Here is a 20,381-nt window from a genome sequence, read left to right as displayed (position 1 = left end):
TCAGGGTATCCGCGCCGGGCCGTACCGAGGCCCGACCGAGGAGTGCCGGATTTTCCTATCAGCCCGGTGTCGGCGCTGACAGGCTGACGTCATGATCTTGGTTACTGGTGCCACGGGCACCGTCGGCAGTGAAGTCCTCCGGCTCTTGGCCCGGCGGGGCGCGCCGCTGCGGGCGATGACCCGAAACCGTCTCCCGTCGGTCGAGGCCGGAGTGGAGGTGGTGCACGCCGATTACGAGGATCCCGAGGCGCTGCGCCGTGCGGCGGCCGGGGTGGAGAGTGTCTTTCTGCTCACCGCGCCGGGAGCGTGGGTTCCCGCGCACGACCTGGCGATGATCAACGCCGCCCGCGCCGGCGGCGTACGGAAGGTGGTGAAGCTGTCGGCCATCCGCGGTCGGCTACCCGCCGGTGACGGGAATGCCATGCCGGCGAACTGGCACGCCCCCGGCGAGCAAGCCCTGGCCGACAGCGGGTTGGCCTGGACCGTCCTGCGTCCCTCCGCGTTCGCCTCCAACACGCTGCGCTGGGCCGGATCGATCCGAGCCGGCCAGCCCGTGCCCAACATGACCGGGACGGGCGGGCAAGGGGTCGTCGACCCTCGCGACGTGGCCGAGGTGGCGGTCGAGGCGCTGCTCGGCGCCGAGCACGACGGAACGGCCTACACGCTGACCGGGCCCGAGCTGGTCAGCGTTCCCGACCAGGTGGCCCAACTAGCCGAGCTGCTGGGACGACCGATCGGGACTGTCGACGTCCCGCCTGACCAGGCGCGAGAGCAGATGCTCGCCGGCGGGTTCGATCCGTCCGTGGTCGACGTCGCGGTCCACGGGTTCCGGCTGGTCCGCGACGGCGGCAACGCCGTCGTGACGGACGACGTGCACCGCCTCCTCGGCCGCCCGGCTCGTAGCTTCCGTACGTGGGCGCGGGATCACCGCGACGCGTTTCTCGATGCCGACGAGACGGCGCGGGCGGCGGAGCCCAGCCACACCGGATGACGGTCCGCGAACCTCGTTTCGTGGTGGGCGGCCCAGAGGCGGCGGACGTCGGTGGAGGCGTGCTGTAGCAACAGGTCGTAGTCGGCGGACGCCTGGGCATCGAGGACGGTGAGCACCTTCGACACGTCGAAGGACTTGTCGAAGAGCGGACCGTTGTTGTGGCGGAGGGTGAAGCACTGGTCGATGAACACCCGCCGAGGGATCACGTCGTCCAGGTGCAGGCGCAAGGTCCGCGCCACCGGCGACCACTTCAGGCCGCCGTACGGAATGCACGGCCCTTCGAAGGCGGCCTCGGCCAGCAGGAGGGCGCGGGTGCCGAGGCGGTCGAAGATCCGCCGCCACGAGATGGCGCTGTCGCCGCGGTTGATCTCGGTGACGAAGTCGCGCAGCTCGGGATCCGCCACGGTGTCGATCGGCACCCGTTGGCAGTGGCCGAGTTCGGCGCCGACGGCGGTGTGCAGGTAGCGGATGACGTCGCGGGCCAGGGCGGCTTCGAACTGCTCCAGGCGCCGGCTCGCGGCGGCGTCCGAACGGGCGTGGAGGAGCTCCAGCAGGTAGAAGTCGGCGGCGAGTTCGGCGGTGTCGCGCAGGGCGAACAGGCCCGGACCGCCGGCCTGGAGCTCGGCGACGACGGCGGCGAGCGCCGCCTCCCTGGTCAGCCGGCCGCTCAGGTGGTGCAGCCAGTACGGCCGGAGGATGTCGGTGAGCCGGCCGTGCGTGATGTACACGCCGAGCGGCTCGGCCAGGTCGAGGTGGTCGGTGTCCACGAACAACCGGATGGCCTGCGCACTGGTCACGTAGACGAGGATCGTGTCGATCGTGCGGGCCATGCGAGCCCGTTCCGTGGGCACGTCGGTGAGCTGCGCCGCGATGTGCCGGCCCGGCGTGGCGTTCCCGTCCGCTCGGAGCGCGGCGAGCATGGTCATGTTGAGGATCGCCTCGACGAGCCCGACCGATCGCAGCTCGGTGTGGTTCACGAAGGCGGCCGGTCGCCCCGTGGCCAGCAGGACCCCGCACGGTGTCACCCTCGGCGTGGCCGGCACCGTGAGGACCTCGACCGACAGTGCGCGCTGGCCGAGCCCGAACGCCTCGGCCACGAACGTCAGGCACTTGTCCTGCACGTCGGCCAGCAGATCGCCGGCCGCGCCGAGCGAACTCTTCGGGTCCGAGCCGAACGCCTGCAAGGCAAGCGCCACGTGCTCCGCCTCCTCGGCCATGGCCGCCACCACTTCGGCCGCCCGCGGCTCACGGCTGACCGATGCGGCGAGCTGTTCCAGGGACGGGGCCAGCGCGATGTGCCGCTCCAACTGGCTGAGCTGCCGCGGGGCGAGTTCGGCCAGGGCGGCGGCGAACCGCGTCACCCCGGGCCGGTGGGGCGGCTCGAGGACGACGCGTTCCCAGTGGCTGCGGCCCGTCGTCTCCCGGCGCAGGGTCATGAACAGGTCGAACACGGGGTTGTGGGTGATCTGCACGTCCAGCCCGCTGCCGCTGCCGAGCTGTCCGATCCGGGTCTTGGTGGCGTTCACGGGAGACTCCTCGTGCGGTGGTGGAGGGCGGCGCGGGCCGCTTCCAGGCGTGCGGCCGGAACGGCGAACGGGGAGCAGGACAGGTAGTCGACGCCGTCGTCGTGGAACCGGGCCACAGCCTCGGGGAGTTGGGCGTGCTCGCCGCAAACCCCGGTGACGAGGTCGGCACGGGCGGCATGGCCCCGCCGCAGCGCCGTGGCCACCAACTGACCGACTCCGGCCTGGTCGTACGTCCCGAACGGAGAGTCCTCGACCACGCCCCGGTCGACGTAGTCACGCAGGAAGGTCGACTCGGCGTCGTCCCGGGACATGCCCCACGTGGTCTGCGTCAAGTCGTTGGTGCCGAAGGAGAAGAAGTCGGCGTGCCGGGCGAGGGCGTCGGCGGTCAGCGCGGCCCGGGGCAGCTCGATCATCGTCCCGATCGGGATCTCCATCGACTCGCCGTGCGCCGCGAACACTTCGGCCAGCGCGGTCTCGATCTCCGTTCGCAGCGGTCGGAGTTCCCGTTCGGTGCTGACGAAGGGGATCATGATCTCCGGGCGCGGGTCGCCGCCCCGCTCCCGCACCGTGAGGGCCGCTTCGGCCACCGCGCGGGCCTGGGCGGCGAACAGTCCGGCGACCGTCAGGCCCAGCCGGACGCCACGCCGGCCCAGCATCGGGTTGGTCTCCCGCTCGGCGTGGTCGGGCACGAACTCGTGCAGTGGCGGGTCCAGCAGCCGCACGGTCACCGGCAGCCCGCTCATCGCGGCGAACACCTCGACCAGTTCGCCGTGGTGGATCCGGGTCATCACGGCGAGCACCGCGTTCCGCTCGGGCGCGGTCCTCGCCCGGACCAGGTCGGCCACCAGCGAACTGCGGGCGCCGAGGAAGAGGTGTTCGGTGCGGCACAACCCGATCCCGGTGGCGCCGAAGGCACGGGCCCGCGCGGCGTCGGCCGCGGTGTCGGCGTTGGCCCGGATCTCCAGCCGGCGCAGCCGATCGGCGTGGCCGAGCACGGCATCGACGGCAGCAACCAGCTCGGATCGTTCCTCCACCGGTAGCGGGGTTTCCAGGTGCCGCAACACCTCCGACTCCCCCGCCGCGGTCTGTCCCAGGTGGATGGTTCCGGTGGCGCCGTCGATCGTGATGAACTCCCCCTCGTGCACGGAGATTCCCGCCGCCGTGCGGAACTTGGCCCCGGGCAGGTCGATGGTGATCCCGGCGGCCGCGCAGACGCACGGCACGCCGACGCCCCGGGCGACCACCGCGGCGTGGGAACTGCTGCCGCCCCGCGCGGTCAGGATGCCGGCCGTGGTGAGCATCCCCTCCATGTCGGCGGGAGTGGTCTCCGGCAGCACGAGCACGCTGCCCGGGCGGGCCCGGGCGCGTTCGGCGTCGAACACCGCCGGCCCGGACGCGATGCCCGGCGACACCCCCTGCCCGGTGGCGACCGCCGGGCTGTGCTGGCCCGGCCGGGCCTGGGCGAACAGCAGCGAGGTGAGCTGCTCGCCGGTCACCAGGCCCACCATCTCGTCTTCGGTCACGATCCCGTCGTCGGCGAGCCGCTTGGCGACGCGGAACGCCCCGGCCGCGCTTCGAGGCGCCGGCCGGGAGTCCAGGATCCAGAGCCGTCCGTGCTCGACGACGAACTGGATCTCGCACATGTCCCGCCGAACCCGCTCCAATGATCGGGTGACGGCGGCCAGTTCGGTCACCCACTCCGCGGTCAAGGCGCTCAGGTCCGTCACATCGGTTCCGGCGACCGCATCGGCCACCGCCACGCCGGTGGCGTTGGGCAGGAACCAGCCGAACAGTCCCGGCTCCCCCGACTCCGGATGGCGACTCAGTGCCAGCCCGGTGCCGGAACCCACACCGGAATTGCCGAACACCATCGACGTGATCTCGACGTCCGCACCGGCGGCGACCATGCCCTCGACCACCGACCGCAGCTGGTGGTGCGGATCCGGGGACGGCGGTTGCCCGAGGGCCGTCTCCAGCCGTCCGTAGGCATGCTCCGCCGCGTCCGCGGATCCGAGCAGTGCGGTCAGGCCGGGCAGGGATTCCTTGCTCAGGCCGATGTTGAGCACGGCGTCGCCCACGGTTGCCTGCGCGCACAGCAACAACGGCATGTCGGGCGCGCCGAAACCCCGGTCCAGGGCCTGTTCCAGCCGCTGCACGCCGTCGTGCAGCGCCACGGGCCAGTCCGAGGTGTCCGCGGCGAGCGTGAACCCCGGCGGGCGGTAGGCGAGGTCGTTCAGGGTCATGTCCTCTCCTGCGGATACGTTCGGTGGGTGTCGGCGATCGCCCGTGCGAGCAGCCGCGCCTGGCCCTCCAGCGGTGAGCCGATCGGCGTCAGACGGTTGAAGTGCATGTGCAGCAAGGAATTCAGGGCCCGGTCACGGCGCTCGTTCCCCTCGGCGCGCAACCGCTCGCCGTACTCGCGCAGCGGCTCAGCCCGCTCGTCGAGCACCGTGCGCAGCTCTGCCGGCAAGTTGGCGTGCAGCCGGAGCGCCGCCTTGCGGTCGTCGCGCCGGCCACGCAACCCGTGCGGCAGGTTGGCGCTGACCCAGGTTTCCCAGCCTAGGCCGTGCACCTGCCGGACCAGGTCGAGTCCGGTGACGGCGCACAGGACCGCGAGCGGGTGGCGCTTACCCGAGGACAGCAACTCAACGGCGGCCACGCTGTCGGCCCCGAAGGCATGCTCGGCGGCGGCAATCAGCCTGTCGCCGCCGTAGCGGGCCGACTCGGGCTCGTACTCGTCGATCACGAACCGAGCGGCCAGGCCGGTTCGCACGAGTGCAGCCGCCCACGAACAGATCTTTCGGTCCGCGCCGCTGCCGCGGAAACGCAGTCGCAGATGGGGCGCCGGATCGGCGTATCGGACGAAGAACCACCGGTCCGCCGGCAGTCCCAGGGCGTCGACCAGGCCTGCCAGATGTTCGGCCAACAGCGTGTCGTGACGGACCGGGCTGGCGTACAACTTCAGGCACAGCCATTCCCCGCCGGGAAGGTGGCGCACGGGCTCCCCGCGTGGCACGACCGTCACGGGTCGGCGGCATTCCTTGCGGAAGGCCGAGAAGTGCAACCGGCTGGCGTGACCCGCCAACCAGGAGTACCGGTCCGCGCAGCCGGGCAGTTCACTCACGTACGCCTCGGGGTTCCGGGCGGTTTCGGTGCGCAGGAGCTCGCGGTGCAGGCCCTGCCGGAGATCGAGGTCCACCGCCGAAGTCCCGCTGACGAGCCGCACTTCGTCGGGCACCCGCCACTGCGCTCGCCACCGCGCCAGGGCGTCGTCCCAGCCGGCCGTGCTCAAAGTTCGCGGGATCAGCCAGCGCTGGGCGGACAGAACCGTGCGGCCGTGGGTCACGCGGGGAAGCCACGGCAGGGCGGCCGCGGCACCCCAGCTCCAGTGCAACTGCGCCTGGCCCAGACGGCGGTAGACGCGCAGGAACCGTTCGAGATCGCCGCTGCGGTCGTCCCGCAGCAGCGTGAAGGACACCGGTTCGATCTCCCGCAAGTCGTTGCGACGCAGCACGTGGAACGACCGTGAGGTGGCGGCGAGCGCCAAGTCGGTCGCCCGCAGGCTGTGGGCAGCGGGAAAGGTGCCGATGTCGAGGGCGTCCGGCAGCAGCCGGGGCTGCCGGAGCACGTTGCCGTCCCGTGCCGCCAACGGCTTGAACCGCAGCTGTACCGGCATGGTGTCCCGCTCGGCCAGCGCGGCGGCGCTGGTTTGTGTCACCACCCCGGCAGACACCGTCCACAGTAGAAGGTCGAATCGTCCCGACTCGATCGCGGCCATGGACTCGGCCAGGACCTCCACGGACAGTTCCACCGATGCCGGCAACTCGCCGCTGTGCCCGACGGCGGCCAGCTCGTCGATCACGTCCTCGGTCAGCGTCACCGGGGCGAACCCGTCGGCGACCGCCTGCTGGGCCAGCCGCAACAGAACGGTGTCGCGCCACTGCGTCTCGGCGGTGGGCGTGGACGCGGCGGCCGGGTCGCGGTAGGGCCCCAGACCCCGCTCGCTGTCGAAGACCTCCAGCAGCGGCACCGCCGTCGCCGGGCCGTACCGGGCGAGGAACGCGTTGTGGTACTCGCGCAGGGCGTGGTCCCGGGTGCCGGTCCGGGCCAGCCGGGCCGACACCGACAACGCGGAGTCGAGTTCGTCGGCCACGATCCGGGGGAACCGGACCGACGCGTCCATGCCGAGGTCGACCTGGAGCGGCGCGGGCGCTTCGGCCAGGTTCCGGGCGGAGCGCGTCGCAGTGCGCAGGGCCGCCCGCCTGGCTTCCGGTGCGCACGAGGAGTAGTCCGCACATCGAGAAAGCAGCCCGGCAACAGCCTCGGCGTCCTCATGACCGGCCGCCCGCAAGGTCGCCGCGATGGGCTCCAGCGTGGTCGCGGCGGCCAGGTCGGTGCACAGAACACCGTGCCCGATCAGTGCACGGACCGCCGCAGCAATGGTGTCCTTGTCCACCAAGGGGAACGTGCGGGCAAGATGGTCAAGTAGGTCTCGGCCTCGGCGAGGCTGCCCGCAGTAGCGCACCGTCTCCCGCAGCGACGGCGTGAGCCGCAGGGAGATCTCCGCGCCGGGGCGGGTGGCGAGGAACAGCCGATCCCCCCGCGTCACGACGAGGTCGTTGGTGATCACCATCAGTTCCGGGGTGAGCCGCCCGTCCTGCTCCCACCGAGCCACCAACGAGGCCAGCCAACCGAGATCCGGCAACGCCTCCCGGCGATGCCGTGCCCCGAGCTCGGCGCTGCCGGGACCGCAGCCGACCTCAGCCGTGGCGGTCCCGGCCATCGTGCCGAACGGGACCGGGCGCGTCGCCATCCGCAGCAGGTACTTGGCCACGGAGAAGGCCACCCGGCCCGCACGGTCGTGGGTCAGCCCGTTGGCCAGGGCACGGTCGAACGCCTGGTCCAGCGATGTGCTGGCGACCGCGATCGCCTCCCGCAGCCCCGGCACGGCGGCGATCTCGCGCAGGTAGCCGACGGGGTCGACGGGAATGTCCCGCCGAGTCGCCTCGGCGGCGCTGGCGGGAAGGGCGCAGATCCAGCCCTGCGCCTGACCGGTAACGGTGAACATCGCGGTCATCCCTGTGGCCGGCAACGGAAGTACAGCGTGTGCAGCGTCCACGGCTGGTCGTCGGTCTGCGCAGCGGCCTGGGCGACCAGCGCCAGGCGTGACCATTCACGCAGGGACAACGCGGATTCCCGGTGCTCGGATCGCCTCGCCTCGACCAGGTCGTAACCGTTGTCGCGCAACGTCCTTCGCCAGTGGCTCGCGATCGCGGCGGCGTCGGGCCGGACCCGGTAACCGATGCTGAACGTCAGGCTCCCCTCGTCGGTGAGCACCTTCGCGACGGCGGCGAGGGTCGGCACGAGATCGAACTGCCAGAAGGCCATGTTGGACACCGCCGCGTCCACCTTCCCACCGACCAGCCGGTCCACGTCCCGGGCATCGCCCTGGTACCAGGAGACGTTGTCGGCCCTGACGTTCGCCCGGGCGGTGTCGAGCATCGCCGGCGAGGAGTCGACGGCCAGCACCTGCCCGGCCGGCCCGACGCGGGCCAGCAGGGCACGAGTCGTCACGCCCGTTCCGCAGCCGAGGTCGAGCACCCGCGATCCGGGCCGGATGCCCGCCGCAGCCACCAGACGCGCGCTTGTCGTCGCGTACAACGGGAACTTCTGGGTGTACCGGTCGTATCGATCCGCTGTCTGCGGCGAGTGCCAGACGGTCATCGGTACTCCCCCGCCTGCGTCTCGAACAGCCGGGCGTAGCGGCCGCCCAGGCGCACGAGTTCGTCGTGAGTGCCGGACTCCACCACCCGGCCGCCGTCGATGACCAGAATCAGGTCCGCATCACGCACCGTGACGAACCGATGCGACACCAGCACGGTGATGCCGCCGGTGCGGTGCGCCCGGTCGCGTGCGCTGCGCCGGTACGCGTGGAAGAGGTCGTACTCGCTCTCCGCGTCCAAGCTGGCGGTCGGCTCGTCGAGGACCGTGAGCAGGGGCGCGTCGCGCAGCATCGCCCGCGCGATCGCCACCTTCTGCCACTGGCCCTCCGACGGCTCCACACCGTCGGCGTGACTGCGACCGAGCCGGGTCTGCAAGCCGTCATCCCAGTGCTGCACCAGCGAACCGGCCTCGGCGCGTCGCAAGGCACCGGCCACGGCGACCTCGTCGGTGCTACGCGGCAGGTCGCCGACCCCGACGCTTTCCAGCAACGTCAGCTCGAAGCGGGTGAAGTCCTGGAACGCGGCGGCGGTCCGCTCGCGCCAGCGCCCGTGGTCGATCGCCGAGAGCGGCACACCGTCGACGTTGACGCTGCCGGCGGTCGGCTCGTACAGGCCGAGCAGCAGCTTGACCAACGAGCTCTTGCCGGCGCCGCTGGGACCGACCAGGGCGACCGTCGCACCGGCGGGGAGATGGCAGCTCACCCCCCGCAGCGCCGGTTCGGACGCGCCGGCATAGCGCAGTTCGACGTCCACCAGATCGATGCCGTGCTCGAGGCGGTCCGGCGCGGGGGCATCGGCGGACGACCCGCGGTACCGGTCGGCGACGTCGCGGACGTGGCGGTAGCGGCGGAAGGCGTCGGTCTGCCGGCCGATCGACCCGACCACGAAGCTCGCCGTCTTGGTCTGCCCCGCGATCTGCGCGGCCAGCACGAACAGCAGCAGCAACTCGGCCGGCGAGTGCTGGGCGCGGCCGTCGTGCACCGCGAAGAAGATCGCGCCGACCAGTCCGGCGGCGAAGAACGCCCAGGTGGCGCCCTCCAGCAGGCTGCTCTTCAGCCGCGCCGCCCACTGCTCCTCGTCCACTTCCAGCAACAGGTCGGTGTGCCGGCGGACGACCTCCGGGCCGAGGCCGTAGACCCGCAGTTCCCGGCCGGCCGCCGGATCGCTGGCGGTCTGGAAGAACATCGTGGCGAGCCGGGTTCGCTCGGCCACCGCCGTGAGGCTGCGGGACAACAGCCGCTGGGTGCGGCCGCTGATCGCGATCGTCGGCACGATGAACAGCGGGAACACCAGCAGCACCGGGGAGATCCGGGCCAGCAACACCTCCGCCACCACGAAGCGCACGGCCAGCGTCGTCGCGCCCACGACCGTGTTGACCGTCCCGCCCAGGGCGCCGCGCTGGTTGAGCAGAACGTGGACCTGGTTCTGGTACTCGCTGTTCTCCACGTGGTCCAGCCCGGGCGGCGCCAGCACGCACCTCGCCAGCGTGGACTCCAGCCAGTGGTCGGTTGCCTCGGCCAGGGTGGTCGTCAGGCCCGTGTTCAGCCACTCCAGGCACAGCGTGGCGATCGCGTACGCGCCGAACAGCCCGGCGGCGAGCAGCACGGCCTGACCGGTGGTCGCGCTGTCCACGATCTCTTGGGACACAAGGGCAACGGCGACCGTGAGGGCCGAGCCGACCACCGCCAGCACGCCGACCCCGACGGCCAGCCGCCGGTTCGCGCTCGCCGCCGCCTGCGCGGCCAGCCGCAGCGCCGACAGCACGTCGACCCCGCGCGTGAGGATTCCCGCCGTCATCGCAGCAACTCCGCCTGCTTGTCGAACATCCGGGCGTAACTTCCGCCCCGGGCCATCAGCTCCGGGTGGCTGCCGTGCTCGGCGATCACCCCGTCGTCGAGCACGTGGATGTGGTCGGCCTTGCGGACCGAGGAGAACCGGTGCGAGACCAGGATCGACGTCCGGCCGGCGGCCGCCTCGATGATCGACTCGTAGACGGCCTGCTCGGCCTCGGCGTCCAGGCTCGCCGTGGGCTCGTCCATGATCAGGATCTCGGCGCCGCGGTCGAGCGCGTACAGGGCACGGGCGATGGCGACCTTCTGCCACTGGCCGCCGGACAGGTCGACTCCGCCGGCGAACCGCGGCGACAGCACCGTGTCCCAGCCGTCCGGCAGCTCGGCCAGCACCTGGCTCAGCCCGGCCCGTTCCGCCGCGAGGTCCAGGGCCTGTTGCCCGCCCCGCCGGTCCCAGGCGCCGAACTCGACCGCGTCGCGCAGCGAGACCGCCATCCGCAGGTAGTCCTGGAACACCACGGCGCAGCGGGTTCGCCAGGCCACCGGGTCGAGCGCGGACAACGCGACCGGACCGCGACACACCCGGCCCGAATCCGGCTCGTAGAACCGCAGCAGCAGCTTGAGCAACGTGCTCTTGCCGCAACCGTTGCGGCCGACGATGGCGGTCGCGCGGCCTTCGGGAATGACCAGGTCGACGCCCTTGAGGACGGCCCGGGACCCGGCGCGGTAGGCGAACCGCACGTTGTCGAACACCAGGTCACCACCGGTCGCCGGCACGACCGGCGCGGCCGCTCGGGCCGGGAACTCGCCGATCCGCCGCTCCAGCGCCACCACGGCCGCGCTGGCGTCACGGCCGGCCTGCATCAGCTCGTCCCACTGGCTGACGGTGGCCAGCGTCATCAGGCCGAGGATCGCCTGGATCGCCACGGCGATCGTGGACACGCCCATGACATGGTCAGTGCCGGCCCGAACCAGCCAGTAGGCCGCGCCCGCGTAGACCACGCCCAGCGCCACGTACGCCGCGAACAGCACCGGATGCGAACGGCGGCGGTCCCGCCACGCCGACCTCATGACCGCGAACCACGTGCTGTCGAAGCGGTCGATCACCCAGCCGGCGAGCCCGAAGACCCGCAGCTCCTTGTCCGCGCCGCCGGCCAGGGCCAGGTCGCGGAAGTACGCGGACCGGCGCTGCCGGGCCGGATCGAGGTGCAGCAGCGACACGCTCTCGCGGAACCGCCGCCGGGCCAGCGTTCCCACCGCGACGTGCGACACGAGCAGGATCGCGCCCAGCATCGGCGAGATCCACACGATGGTGACGGCGCAGCCCGCCGCGGTGAGCAGGAGGCCGCCGTTGTGGGTCAGGCCCACCACCGACCCCATCACCCCGGCGTACCCACCGCGCAGCCCCTGCGCGCCCAGGCGCAGCTCCTGCACCCGCGCGTCGTCGAGATGGGCCAGGCCGACCGGTTCGGTCATCGCCTTCATCACCCGCGTGCGCAGGACCAGGTTGAGCCGCCGGCCCAACCGTTCGGACAGCCCGGCGAGGAGCAGGCCGGCGAGTTGCTGGACGGCGAGCAGCACGCCGACCGCCGCCAGCAGCATCCACAGCGCCGGCCGGTCGTCGGCCAGCAGTCGCGGAACACTGCCGACCAGGACGCCGACGACCTGCATCAACACCAGCGGCAGCAAGGCGGTGACGACGGTGGCCGTGGCGGTGATCGCCGTCAGGCCACGCCCGGCGGCCGGGAGCATCCCGAGCAGCTGCACCATCGTGGAGCGGCCGGCCGTCATGGCCGCCTGCCCTGTGCGAAGGCCACCAGCCCGCGGCGGCGCCAGCCATCGACCATGTCCCGCAGGTCATCCCTGGCCTTCACGGAAATCCCGGCGCGGTCGCCTATTTCGCGTACGGAAAGTTCGCCCGTGCACAGGTCGAGGATCCGTGCCGTCTGCTCGCCGATCCGGTACACGCGTCCCTCGAGCTGCGGCAGCTTGTGGAAGAGAAAGAGCCTGCGCTGGTCGAGTGGCCGTGGCGCCGGCGCGCTGCTCCCCCGGTCGGCGAGTCCGGCCGTGTAGTGGTGCGGATCCACGTCGAGGTGGTCGAAACGCCGGTAGCGGGTCGCGACCGGCCGGACCTGGTCGGTCACGCCGGTGCGGGCGGCGATCACGGCGGCCGGGAACACCGGCAGCCCGGCCACGCCCTCGACGTCCGTGGTGAACCACAACAGGTGGTGTTCAAGGCGAATCGCGTCCCGCCGCAGCGGATGCTCCGCCTCGCACGCCGCCGCACACCAGGCCGTGACCGCGTATGCCAGCATCGCGGGCGTCCGGTGGGCGGGATCGACGTCGCCGCAGTGCTCGGCGATCACGGCCCCGACACGTGGCCCGAGGAACGCCGCCGTGGCCGGGCATCGCTTGTGCAGCAGGGTAAGCACGGCCTCGACGCCGACCTTCTCCTCGGACCCCTCGACCGAGGAGAAGGCCAGCGCACGTTCGTACCCGGTGGCGATCTGGGCCTCCGCCGGGCGTTCGACCAGCCGGGCCCCGGCCAGTCCGACGGCGACGGCGGCGGCACGGTCGGCCAGGACACCGGCCAGCACGTCCGCCAGCTTCACGTGGTCACGTGGGTCGGGCACCAGGAAGTGGTTCTCACCGTCGACCATCCGGTCGCGGAACGGCTGTTTGGCGACGATCTCCCCGGAGACCACGAGCGGCCGGCCACAGGCCAGGATCTCGGCCGCGACGCGCGGTCCGTGCTGGGGAATCGCGAAGCCGCGTTCGAGGAAGCACACCGCGTCGCACCGCCGGACGAACCCGGGCACCTGCCAGGGCGCGAGGAACGGCAGCCGCCACACCCGGTCGCCCAGCCCGGCGGCGAGGATCGCGTCCTTGACCCGGGGCCAGTGCACACCGCCGCCCATGAGCACCAGCTGGGCGTCGCTGCCTCGGTCCCGCAAGATGCCCAGCGCCGCGACGAGGTCCAGCGTTCCCTTGAGCTCACCCATCTTGCCGTACATGCCGATGACCGGGGCGGTGTCGTCGAACGATGCCCGCGCGAACAGCCCGGGATGGCCCGCCGCCGTGAGCTCCCCGATCACGGCGGCGAGGTCCATGGCCGGCGCGGACGGGGCGAACGCCGTGGTGATGGGCAGCGCCGGCGGTGTGCGGACGCGGTCGTCGGGGACCAGCAGCCCGTCGAAGTCGCCGCCCGAGCTGACCAGCGCATCGGCCGACCGCAGCAGTTCCTTGTACGCAAGGGAAAGGTCGGGATGGCTCATCAGGGCGTACCGGTCGCTGCCGGCGTGGCGCAGCACGAACGGCGTGCCCGTCCACGCCGAGACGAGATTCGCCGCGACACCGTAGGGTTCGAGGTAGAACGCGAACACCACGTCGCAGCCGTGTTCCCGCACCGTCTCGGTCGCCATCGCCGCGAGCTTCGTCACCGACGGGTTTCCGGCCGGGATGTAGCGGTGCTCCGCCTCGTTCCAGGCCGTGGTCGATCTGACGTGGACCAGTCCGCCGTTGTCGAAGCGGGCCCGCAGCCGGGCATCGTCGCCGGGGCGCATCCAGATCCGGTACTCCGGCTCCACCTCGTCGGCGTTGGTCACGACGTAGACCTGGTGGCCGAGCGCGGCCAGCGCATGGCACATCCAGTACGAGTAGGCGCTCACGCCACCCTGGATGGGCGGGTACTTCACGATCGCGCAGATCCTCATGCGCCGCCTCCCGTGATCAACAGCTTCCCCGCCACCGCACCGGTGACGATCTTGCGCACGTCGGCCGCGACCGCCTCGCCGCCGACCGCGTCGACCAGGTCGTCCAGGCGGGCCGGCCGGGCGCACCGCCGGAGCACCTCGTACGTGGCCGGCCCCAGGCGGAAGACCTGGCTGCGCCACTCACCGGTCGCGCGCACGGCCAGCAGGGTGCGGCGGTGGATCCGGCCCGGCTCGGCCGGCGCGACGCCGGCGGTCAGGTCGGCGAACAGGGAGACGACGTCCCAGTCGAAGGCGCACAACGTGACGTCGCCGCTGAGCAGGAATCGGTCCGCGGCCGCCTGGCCGCGCGGCGGCGCCGTCGCGCTGCCGCCGCGCGTGGCCTCGAACCGGGCCAGGTCGGCCAGCCACGGTGGCTTCGAGGTCACCGGCAAGCCTTCGAGGTACGCGCGCCCGAGCGCCAGGTAGACCGAGCGCAGCTCGGCGGCCGGGGCGAAACCGAGCGGAGCTCGGGTCCAGAAGTCCTGTCTCAGCCGGTCCGGTCCAAGCCGCTCCCGGGCCACCGCCATCGACACCGGCAGCACGCCCTCGGCATGCCGCAGGTGCTTGGCCTGGATGGTGTGCAGGTGGTGCTGCAAGCCGGCCACGTCGATCGTCCTGATCACGTCCAGGACCCCGTCGGCCAGCGGCAGCCGCCGGGCCAGGTCGGGAAAACTGCCCCGGCGCAGCGCGTCGAACAGCGTGGCGTCGTGCAGGATTCTCGTCACGGTCTCCTGCACGCCCAGCGCCGCCTCAGCCGGCGACACGGTGGCTCGCCCCGTCCATCAGGTCCCGCGCCCGCGCGATCTCGCCCAGCAGGACGTCGAACTCGTCGGGGAACTCGGCGTCCCGTTCCAGCAGCACGGCCCGCAACCCCGTCGCCCTGGGCATGATGTGCTCCACGAGCCGCCACACCTCGTCGGGGACGGGCGCGTCGTGCGAGTCCTCCAGCACGTCGCCGTTCCAGCGGCCGCCGGCCACGTGCAGTTGCACCACCCGGTCGAGCGGGAGCTGGTCGAGGAACTCGACCGCGTCGAAACCGTGGTTGACAGCGTTGGTGTGCACGTTGTTGAGGTCGAGCAGCATCCCGCAGTCGGCCCGGGTCAGGACCCGCTCGATGAACCGCGCCTCGGTGAGCTCGCCGCCCAGCCGGAAGTGGTAGGTGATGTTCTCCAGCAGGAACTGCCGGCCCAGCCGCTGCTGGATGTACGCGGCCTTCTCCGCCGCCCGGTCGGCGGCCCGCCTGGTCCACGGCAGCGGGGTGAGGTGCCCGAAGTCGAACCCGTCGCCCTCGGTGAAGCACAGGTGGTCGGAGACCCAGGGGGCGTCGATGAGCGCGCTGATCTCGCACAGTGCGTCCAGGTAGGACTCGTCGACCCCGCCCAGGCCGCCCACCGAGAGGTTCAGGCAGTGCGGAACGCAGACGTACGCGGTCCGCAGCTGGTCGAGCAGCCGGCGCCGCCACGGCGTGAGCGGAAGGAAGTGCTCCGCGAGCAGTTCGAGCCAGTCGATGTGGGCGGTGCTGGCCATCGTGCGCTCGTGCAGGCCGGCCCGGTAGCCCAGGCCCGAGCCGAGTTTCGGCCGTGGTGTGGCGTTCATCGTCCCTCCCGGTTGGCGTTCACGGGCGGTCACGTGCCTGGAGCGGGCACGTGACCGCCACCCTCCGACTAGCGACAGCCGGAGCAGAACCGCGTGATGTCCGCGTTCATCGAGATCTCGAACTCACTGGTCTCGAGGACCTCGGAGAACTCGAACTCCCCCTCGCCGGCGGTCACCGCCGGCTCGTCGATCAGAATCTGCTGACCCATAACTCACCTCCAGTCGATGTGCTGGACGCTTGCGTTCGAACGGGATCGACCCTCGCACCGGGCTACATCCGCTCTGCATCCGCGCGACATCGGAACCGGCCCGCGGTCGATGACCGCGGGCCGGGTGTGCAGGTGGGGGGGCGCTCAGCGCACGGCGGAGTGGACCTCGGCCGGGTTGGACTGGCAGCGGGTGCACCGCACGAGCGGGTCCGCGGGCGCGGCGAGGTGGGCCCGGGGCTGGTCGGCGTCGGGCATGGTCGCCGGGTACGTGCTCAACGCGCGTTCCCAGAGTCGGGTGGCGCGTTCGTGGTCGCCCTGGCGGGCCGCGACGTGGGCGAGACCCTCCCAAGCGCGGGCCAGCGCCATCGGCAGGTCACCGGTCGACGCGATCCGCTCGGCCCGCTCGAACGCCCGCACGGCGTCGTCGAGCCGGCCCGCCGCCACGCAGGCCTCGCCCAGGCCGTTGAGCGACTCGGCCTCGGGATCCTGCAGCTCGGACCGCCTGGCGAGCTCGCACGCCTCCCGGCCGGCGGTCAGGGCGTCGTCGAGCTGGCCCAGCCGGCGGTGGATGACCGCGAGCCAGGCCAGGGCGGTGATCTCGGCGCCGATCCGGCCCGCGGTCCGGCTCAGGGACAGCGCCTGCAGCATCACGGTCAGCCCGAGGCCGTCCTGGCCGTCGGCGTGGTGCAACCAGGCCAGGTTGATCAGCGTGACGGCTTCGCTGCCGACCGCCCCGGTGGTGCGGTGGTGGGCCAGCACCTCCTCGAACAGGGCTCGGGCCTCGTCGTGCCGACCGACCTGCGCGAACGTGAGCGCGAGATTGCTGGTGGCGGTTATCTCGCACGCCACGTTGCCCGCGGCGCGCGCCAGCCGGCGGGCCTGGACCAGTTCCCGCTCCGCCTCGGCGTGCCGGCCGGCCGCCAGCTCGGCCCCGCCCAGATCCCGACGTGCGGCCGCGGCGGTCGCGAGATCGCCGCCGGCCTCGCTCAACCGCACGGCTCGTCCGAGCAGCTCACGCACTTGCTCGTGCCGTCCCTGCTCACCCAGCGCGAAGGCCGCGATGAGCAGCGCGTAGGCCTCGGCCTGCGTGTTGCCGAGATGCCGGGCGGCCCGCAGCGCCTCATCGGCCAGCGCGCCCACACCCGTCCTCCGGCCGATCGCGACGAAGTAGGGCAGCAGCAGGCAGGGCAGCCGCCAGACGTGCTCCCACCAGCCTCGATCGCTGGCATGGCCGATCGCGGCGACCACATTGGCGTACTCGACGCGCAACCGGCCGATCGCCTGGGCGGGCGTCGTGGGCTCCGGCACCGCCGCCGGCGGCCGGGACAGGGTGAATCGAGGTAGCGGCCGGTACCCCCGGATCGGCGCGCAGTGCACCTGGACGAAGTGCGCGTAGTAGTCCGACAACCGCTCGAAGGCCGCGTGCAGGTCGGCCTTGGTGTCCTCGTCCGCCGCCCTGGCCCGGACGTAGTCGCGAACCAGGTCGTGCAGGGCATAGCGATCCGGGCCCAGTTGGAGCAGGAGGCTCCGTTCGAACAGCGCGTCGAGCGATTCCCGGGCCTGCGCCGGCGACACCGCGGCCACCGCCGCGACGGCGTCGGCATCGAAATCGGGTCCGGGGATGACGCCGAGCAAGCGGAACAGGCGTCGGCGTTCGGGCGGCAGATCCCGGTAGGACAGGGTGATCGTGCCGGCCACTCCGGAGTCGTCGGTGGTGAACGTGCGTTCGCGGCCCTGACGGTCGCCGAGCTGCTCGGCCAGGTATGCCATGGTCCAGGCCGGCCGGCGGCGGAACCGGGACGCCGCGATCCGCACCGCCAGCGGCAGGCCGCCGCACAGCCGCACCACCGTGTCCGTCGCCTCGGGCTCCGCGTCCACTCGACGCTCGGAGCCGAGCCTGCGGAAGAGCTCGGCCGCCGCACCCGGCGCCAGCACGTCGACCGGCACCGGGACGGCCTCGTCCAGGTCGAGCAGGTGCCGACGGCTGGTCACCAGCACCAGCGATCCCGCCGAACTCGGCAGCAGCTGCCGGGCCTGGGTCGCGCCGGCGGCGTTGTCCAGCACTACGAGTAAGCGCTTACCCACGGTGTGTCGTCGCCACTGGTCGCGCCGGGCGGCACCGTCGACGGCGACTTTGTCGGCCGGCACGCCGGCCTGCCAGAGCAGGACTTCGAGCGCGGCGTCGACGGGCATCGGGGACTCCCCGTCGGTGAACCCGCGCAGATCCAGGAAGTACGCCCCGTCCGGGTAGCGGTCGAGCAAGCGGTGAGCCAGGTGCACGGCCAGCGCGGTCTTGCCGACCCCGCCCATGCCTTCCAACACCACCACCCCCGGGCGCCCGGCGGGAGCGTCGGAGATCACGGAGAGAACCTGGCCGATGGCGACGTCACGGCCGACGAAGTGCGCGGTGTCCAGCGGCAGGAACGACGGAGCCGACGCGGCCCCGGTGTCGACCGCGCGGTCCGCCTTGAGCACTTCCTCGTGCGCGGCGCGCAAGGCCGGCCCCGGGTCGACGCCCAACTGCTCGGCCAGCAGCCGGCGCCCCTCCTCGAACACGGCGAGCGCGTCGGCCTGCCGCCCGGCCCGGTGCAGCGCTCGCATCAGCGCGGCCCGCAGCGACTCCCGGAACGGGTTCTCCGCGACGTGGACGACGAGTTCGCCCAGGACGGTCTGCAGGTCGGCGGGTTCCACCGCGACCTCGGCGTACCGTTCGAGCGCCGTGAGCCGCTGCTCGGCCAGGCGGCCGCGGGCGGCAGCGATCATCGGAGAGTCGAGGCCGTCCAGCAGCGGCCCACGCCACAGGCCGAGTGCGGTGCCCAGCAGCTTCGCCGCCACCTCCGGCGGCTCGGCCGCCGCGTCCCGGACCAGGTCGCGGAAATCGGCCAGGTCCAGCCGGTCGTCCCCGAGCCGGACGAGATAGCCGTGGGGCGTGGTGACCAGCCGCTGGCCGATGACCCGCCGAACGCCGGTGGCCGCGTTGGCGACCTGCCGCCGCGCGGTGGGCGGCGGGTCCTCCCACAGCTCGTCGACGAGCCGGTCGTAGGGCAGCACGGAGCCGGCGTTGAGCAGCAGGAGCGCGAGCAGCTTGCGCTGCCGCTCCCCGCCGAGGGCGACCGGCGCGCCCGCCACCCGCAGCTCCAGCGACCCCAACAGCGCGAAATACACCAAACCCACCCCCGCCCGGACCTCACCACGGTAGCCTCACCGCCACGAACGGACCGGGACAACGCGTGGGCTGAGCATCTGACCGAGGAGTGGACTTGAAGCGGTACAGCTTGCTGGGTGGGCTTGTGGCGGCGGCGATCCTGGCGGTCGTCCTGCTGGAGGGTTCCGGGGCGGCGGCGCCCCACCGGACGACGGTCGAGACGATCCAGGCCGGCAACACTCCTTGCGAGGACTGCTGACCCGCAGGCCCGTCGGCCGCGCGGAGCCCTTGGCCGAGGCCCGGCGCGGGTTCGCCTTCACGCTCGCCGCCCTCGTGGTGGTCGCGTCGATCCTGGCGGTGACCTACCTGCCCGAGGGTCTCGTCGGCCCGGCGATCCATGCCCGCCAGGAGGCCGCGGCCCTGCTGTGGCCGATGCGGTGGGGCTTCTACACGCAGCCGGCCGATCGTGAGTTCACCGTGGCCTACCGCGAACGGGGCGGCGGTTTCGAACCGCTCACCCCGCCGAACGTCGAGCACCAGTGGGGCCTGAGCCGGTCGGTGTACGGCGATTCCGTGCATTTGGTGTCCACCGCGCTGCAGATTCCCGCGAGCGCCTGGCATGACTGCGTCGCCACCGACATCCGGGACTGTTCACCGGTACTTGCGAACGTCCCGGCCGTGCCAGTGCCCAGCCGGCTGCCGCAGGCCTGCGGACCGTTCGTCTTCGCCGTAGAGCACCCCTCCCCCGGTCCGTCCCGCCAGATCCGGCGAGTGGCCGCGGTCGACCTGGCATGCTGACGCGCCTGCTCGAGTTCGAGCCCCGAACACGGCTTCTCGGCGTGGGCCGGTCGTTGGTCGCGGTGGCCGAGTTGCTCACCCTGTTGTTCACGACCGACCCGGACCTGTTCCCCGGCGTCGACGACGCCCCGACCGGGCCGCAGTGCGGCGCCGGCCTGCGCACCGTGACGTTGTGGTGCCTGAACTCCGGTGCGGTGGGCCAGACCGTCGCGCGGTACCTGGCGATCGCCGTCCTCGTCGCCGTGGCCGTCGGCTACCGACCGCGCTGGACGTGCATTCCCCATTGGTACGTCTCGTTCAGCTTCGCCGCGGCCCTGGTGTCGCCCACCGGCGGCGAGCACATCGCCAAGATCGTCGCGCTGCTGCTGATCCCGATCCTGCTCGGCGACGACCGCACGTGGCACTGGACCAGGCCATCGACGCCCATGTCCCCGCGCTGGCGTGGCGCCGCCGCCGCGAGCCATCTCGCCGTGCGTGCGCTGGTGCTGTCCGTCTATGCGCAGTCCGCGGTCTCGAAGTTCGCCGAGGCCGCCTGGCGTGACGGCTCCGCGCTGCACTACGTGTTCCAGGATCCCTACTTCGGCGCCACCCCGTCGGCCGCCGCTTTCCTCGACGGCGTCGGCCCCGTGATGACGTGGGCCACGCTCGCCGCCGAGACATTCCTTGCCCTGTCGGTCTTCGCCGGCGATCGCGTGCGCGCCTGGGCGCTGGCCGTCGGCATCGTCCTGCACACCGGCATCGCCGTCGTGCTCGGGCTCGTCGGCTTCGGCCTCACGATGATCGGGCTCCTGTCCATCAGCGCCCTGCTCCGTGACCGCCAACCGGCCCCGGAGCCGGTGCCCTAGCGGTGT

General features: G+C 72.2%; 15 protein-coding genes. 4 read left to right on the top strand and 11 right to left on the bottom strand.

Features of this window, described 5'->3' with window-relative positions; translation table 11 throughout:
• The first annotated feature begins 91 nt into the window (after positions 1 to 91).
• Positions 92 to 991 (top strand): SDR family oxidoreductase, encoded by a 900-nt coding sequence (locus BJ998_RS36225; protein ID WP_184867795.1) that lies wholly within the window; start codon positions 92 to 94, stop codon positions 989 to 991.
• On the opposite strand, the gene BJ998_RS36220 is transcribed toward BJ998_RS36225, so the two are convergent.
• The 11 genes from BJ998_RS36220 to BJ998_RS36170 form a co-directional block, all read right to left on the bottom strand.
• Positions 925 to 2,517 carry a hypothetical protein gene (locus BJ998_RS36220; RefSeq protein WP_184867794.1) on the bottom strand — a complete coding sequence of 531 codons (1,593 nt, stop codon included), beginning with the start codon at positions 2,515 to 2,517 and terminating at the stop codon, positions 925 to 927. The genes BJ998_RS36225 and BJ998_RS36220 overlap by 67 nt on opposite strands.
• Positions 2,514 to 4,760 (bottom strand): putative PEP-binding protein, encoded by a 2,247-nt coding sequence (locus BJ998_RS36215; protein ID WP_184867793.1) that lies wholly within the window; start codon positions 4,758 to 4,760, stop codon positions 2,514 to 2,516. Before BJ998_RS36215 ends, BJ998_RS36220 begins: the two co-directional genes overlap by 4 nt.
• A complete protein-coding gene (locus BJ998_RS36210; protein ID WP_184867792.1) occupies positions 4,757 to 7,585 on the bottom strand; it encodes a lantibiotic dehydratase in 2,829 nt (942 codons plus the stop codon). Before BJ998_RS36210 ends, BJ998_RS36215 begins: the two co-directional genes overlap by 4 nt.
• Before the next feature lie 5 nt (positions 7,586 to 7,590).
• The gene (locus tag BJ998_RS36205; RefSeq protein ID WP_184867791.1) at positions 7,591 to 8,241 is read right to left on the bottom strand and encodes a class I SAM-dependent DNA methyltransferase; all 651 of its coding nucleotides are present in this window, start codon (positions 8,239 to 8,241) and stop codon (positions 7,591 to 7,593) included.
• Positions 8,238 to 10,037 carry an ABC transporter ATP-binding protein gene (locus tag BJ998_RS36200; RefSeq protein ID WP_184867790.1) on the bottom strand — a complete coding sequence of 600 codons (1,800 nt, stop codon included), beginning with the start codon at positions 10,035 to 10,037 and terminating at the stop codon, positions 8,238 to 8,240. The genes BJ998_RS36205 and BJ998_RS36200 overlap by 4 nt, the downstream gene beginning before the upstream one ends.
• Positions 10,034 to 11,821: an ABC transporter ATP-binding protein gene (locus BJ998_RS36195; RefSeq protein ID WP_184867789.1), complete on the bottom strand. Its 1,788-nt coding sequence runs from the start codon at positions 11,819 to 11,821 to the stop codon at positions 10,034 to 10,036. The genes BJ998_RS36200 and BJ998_RS36195 overlap by 4 nt, the downstream gene beginning before the upstream one ends.
• Positions 11,818 to 13,743 (bottom strand): glycosyltransferase, encoded by a 1,926-nt coding sequence (locus tag BJ998_RS36190; RefSeq protein WP_184867788.1) that lies wholly within the window; start codon positions 13,741 to 13,743, stop codon positions 11,818 to 11,820. Before BJ998_RS36190 ends, BJ998_RS36195 begins: the two co-directional genes overlap by 4 nt.
• Positions 13,740 to 14,546: a hypothetical protein gene (locus BJ998_RS36185; RefSeq protein ID WP_184867787.1), complete on the bottom strand. Its 807-nt coding sequence runs from the start codon at positions 14,544 to 14,546 to the stop codon at positions 13,740 to 13,742. Before BJ998_RS36185 ends, BJ998_RS36190 begins: the two co-directional genes overlap by 4 nt.
• The gene (locus BJ998_RS36180) at positions 14,533 to 15,378 is read right to left on the bottom strand and encodes an MbnB/TglH/ChrH family RiPP precursor modification enzyme (RefSeq protein ID WP_184867786.1); all 846 of its coding nucleotides are present in this window, start codon (positions 15,376 to 15,378) and stop codon (positions 14,533 to 14,535) included. Before BJ998_RS36180 ends, BJ998_RS36185 begins: the two co-directional genes overlap by 14 nt.
• 68 nt (positions 15,379 to 15,446) lie before the next feature.
• Complete coding sequence (locus BJ998_RS36175) at positions 15,447 to 15,587, bottom strand: hypothetical protein (RefSeq protein ID WP_184867785.1); 141 nt, start codon at positions 15,585 to 15,587, stop codon at positions 15,447 to 15,449.
• Positions 15,588 to 15,731: 144 nt separating this feature from the next.
• The gene (locus tag BJ998_RS36170) at positions 15,732 to 18,761 is read right to left on the bottom strand and encodes an AfsR/SARP family transcriptional regulator (protein WP_184867784.1); all 3,030 of its coding nucleotides are present in this window, start codon (positions 18,759 to 18,761) and stop codon (positions 15,732 to 15,734) included.
• Positions 18,762 to 18,847: 86 nt separating this feature from the next.
• Between BJ998_RS36170 and BJ998_RS36165 the strand changes: the two genes are divergently transcribed.
• From BJ998_RS36165 to BJ998_RS36155, 3 genes are read left to right on the top strand one after another with little or no spacing between them, the layout of a single operon-like run.
• Entirely contained in the window at positions 18,848 to 18,991 is a 144-nt protein-coding gene (locus BJ998_RS36165; protein WP_184867783.1) for a hypothetical protein, read from the top strand.
• Positions 18,976 to 19,530 (top strand): hypothetical protein, encoded by a 555-nt coding sequence (locus BJ998_RS36160; RefSeq protein WP_184867782.1) that lies wholly within the window; start codon positions 18,976 to 18,978, stop codon positions 19,528 to 19,530. Before BJ998_RS36165 ends, BJ998_RS36160 begins: the two co-directional genes overlap by 16 nt.
• Positions 19,524 to 20,375 carry a sporulation-delaying protein SdpB family protein gene (locus BJ998_RS36155; protein WP_184867781.1) on the top strand — a complete coding sequence of 284 codons (852 nt, stop codon included), beginning with the start codon at positions 19,524 to 19,526 and terminating at the stop codon, positions 20,373 to 20,375. Before BJ998_RS36160 ends, BJ998_RS36155 begins: the two co-directional genes overlap by 7 nt.
• Positions 20,376 to 20,381: the final 6 nt, after the last annotated feature.

The sequence above is a fragment of the Kutzneria kofuensis genome (assembly GCF_014203355.1).
In the GTDB taxonomy this organism is placed as follows: Bacteria; Actinomycetota; Actinomycetes; order Mycobacteriales; family Pseudonocardiaceae; genus Kutzneria; species Kutzneria kofuensis.
The sequence above is the reverse complement of the archived record's forward strand: the minus strand, read 5'-3'. Positions and strand labels throughout refer to the sequence as shown.

Excerpts from the sequence above, each read along its gene's own strand:
- BJ998_RS36225 (WP_184867795.1), top strand. The coding sequence starts at position 92 with ATGATCTTGGTTACTGGTGCCACGGGCACCGTCGGCAGTGAAGTCCTC.
- BJ998_RS36215 (WP_184867793.1), bottom strand. The coding sequence starts at position 4,760 with ATGACCCTGAACGACCTCGCCTACCGCCCGCCGGGGTTCACGCTCGCC.
- BJ998_RS36210 (WP_184867792.1), bottom strand. The coding sequence starts at position 7,585 with ATGTTCACCGTTACCGGTCAGGCGCAGGGCTGGATCTGCGCCCTTCCC.
- BJ998_RS36205 (WP_184867791.1), bottom strand. The coding sequence starts at position 8,241 with ATGACCGTCTGGCACTCGCCGCAGACAGCGGATCGATACGACCGGTAC.
- BJ998_RS36200 (WP_184867790.1), bottom strand. The coding sequence starts at position 10,037 with ATGACGGCGGGAATCCTCACGCGCGGGGTCGACGTGCTGTCGGCGCTG.
- BJ998_RS36195 (WP_184867789.1), bottom strand. The coding sequence starts at position 11,821 with ATGACGGCCGGCCGCTCCACGATGGTGCAGCTGCTCGGGATGCTCCCG.
- BJ998_RS36190 (WP_184867788.1), bottom strand. The coding sequence starts at position 13,743 with ATGAGGATCTGCGCGATCGTGAAGTACCCGCCCATCCAGGGTGGCGTG.
- BJ998_RS36180 (WP_184867786.1), bottom strand. The coding sequence starts at position 15,378 with ATGAACGCCACACCACGGCCGAAACTCGGCTCGGGCCTGGGCTACCGG.
- BJ998_RS36175 (WP_184867785.1), bottom strand. The coding sequence starts at position 15,587 with ATGGGTCAGCAGATTCTGATCGACGAGCCGGCGGTGACCGCCGGCGAG.
- BJ998_RS36155 (WP_184867781.1), top strand. The coding sequence starts at position 19,524 with ATGCTGACGCGCCTGCTCGAGTTCGAGCCCCGAACACGGCTTCTCGGC.